Below are 272 nucleotides of genomic sequence, written 5' to 3'. Positions count from 1 at the left end.
AATTCGAATGCCTTCCACGAAAAGCACAGGCAAAGCTGGCACTCGAGCTCAAACAAGAAGGATTCCCATTAAAAGAGATCTTTGTGGTAGTCGGTATTCCGGAAGCCACCTATCATTATCATGTGAAAAGGTTGGGGAAAGAGGATGATGAAACAGACCTTAAAGAACACATCATCTCCCTATTTAAAGCGTCACATGAACGGTATGGATATAAACGGATCACCAATGAACTAAAGAAATTAGGTCTTCTGATTAACCATAAAAAAGTGTAT

General features: G+C 39.7%; 1 protein-coding gene. It reads left to right on the top strand.

Annotation, left to right across the window (positions count from 1 at the left end; translation table 11 throughout):
• On the top strand, positions 1-272 hold a 272-nt coding region (locus P6709_RS20620; protein WP_278242637.1), incomplete at both ends, for an IS3 family transposase.

It is taken from the genome of Jeotgalibacillus sp. ET6, from assembly GCF_029667115.1.
In the GTDB taxonomy this organism is placed as follows: domain Bacteria; phylum Bacillota; class Bacilli; order Bacillales; family Jeotgalibacillaceae; genus Jeotgalibacillus.
The sequence above is the reverse complement of the archived record's forward strand: the minus strand, read 5'-3'. Positions and strand labels throughout refer to the sequence as shown.